The 1218-nt window shown below is 72.3% G+C and carries 2 protein-coding genes; both read right to left on the reverse strand.

From position 1 onward, the window contains the following. Positions 1 to 648 (reverse strand): choice-of-anchor P family protein (locus E1281_RS39680; RefSeq protein WP_131884814.1); only part of this gene is annotated, 648 nt, incomplete at its 3' end. Between the two features lie 75 nt (positions 649 to 723). After that, positions 724 to 1218, reverse strand: a 495-nt coding sequence (locus E1281_RS39685) for a L,D-transpeptidase (RefSeq protein ID WP_131884815.1), incomplete at its 5' end; no start/stop codon positions are given.

Below are 1218 nucleotides of genomic sequence, written 5' to 3' on the forward strand. Positions count from 1 at the left end.
CGCCGGGGGCGTGGACGGGTCGCCGCCCGGCTTGCCCGGGGTGGACGGCTTGCCGGGCTCCTTGCCGCCCTTGCCGCAGGTGACGGAGGCGATGCTGATCTTCTGGGTCTTGCCGGCGACGGTCGCGCGCACCTCGATGGCGGTGATGGTGAGGCTGCCGTCCTTGTCGCGGACGTGCCTGTTGAGTGTGACCGTGGCGTTGCCGAGCCCCTTCAGGTCGACGTTCACGGTGCTGTTGGGCGTCGCGGCGGCCTTCAGTTTCTTGCCGTTCAGCGTGGCCCTGACCAGGTTGGAGACGCCGTTGCCGTTCTCGCACTTGGCGGTGACCGCGCCGGCGCTGAGGCCGAGCCTGGGCACGTCGAGGTCGGCGACGGAGGCGCGGCCGTGGCCGGACCAGGCGGCTGCGTTGAGCACTCCCGCCCGGACGAGCGGGTTGGCCGGCAGTTCGGCGACGCTCTTGCGCTCCGGCTTCTGGGCCGTGGAGGTCACCGACGGGGTCGCGGGGATGGCGACCGGCCCGCTCGCCGAGATCGCGAAGGCCGAGCCGGCGCCGCCGCTCGTCGCGGACGCGGCGGGGACGGCGAGGGTGAAGGGCAGGGCGAGGGCGCCGACGGCGGCCGCGCACGTGGTGAGTGCCTGCAAACGCACTTTTCTCTCCTTGGTCGTTGGTTTCGGGGATGGCGAGCGGGGAGGCCGGCCTCAAGGCCGGAGAATCGGGGGACGTCAGTCCGTGATGTGGACCGGGGACCCGAGCGGGACCTTGGCGAGCCGCCTGAGGGCGTCCTCGGGGACGCGCACGCAGCCGTGGGTGACGGCCTTACCGAAGACGGACTTGGTCGGCCAGCCGTGGAAGGCCACGGTGCCGGGGCCGCCGCCGAAGGTGTCGAGCGTGGCCGAGTGCGCGCCGACCGGCAGGATCAGCGGGCTGTAGGTGGGCTTGGCCGGGGCGAGGGAGGCGAGCATGAACGTCCGCCCGGTCGGTGTGGGCGTCTTCGGCGCGCCGATCGCCACCTTCCAGGTTCCCTTCGGACGCCCGGAGTCGAGCAGGGTCATCGTCCGTTCGCCGAGATCCACCTTGATGACGTGGGTGCTGCGCGCGGTCTTCAGCCCGGAGTCGGGGATCCAGCCGGTGACGCCGTTGGGACGGCTCGGAAGCAGCACGCGCCGCCATCCGGGACGGCTTTCCACCACCGGCACCCACGTGGGGCCCTTGAGCTG

This window comes from Actinomadura sp. KC345, assembly GCF_004348515.1.
Lineage (GTDB): Bacteria > Actinomycetota > Actinomycetes > Streptosporangiales > Streptosporangiaceae > Spirillospora.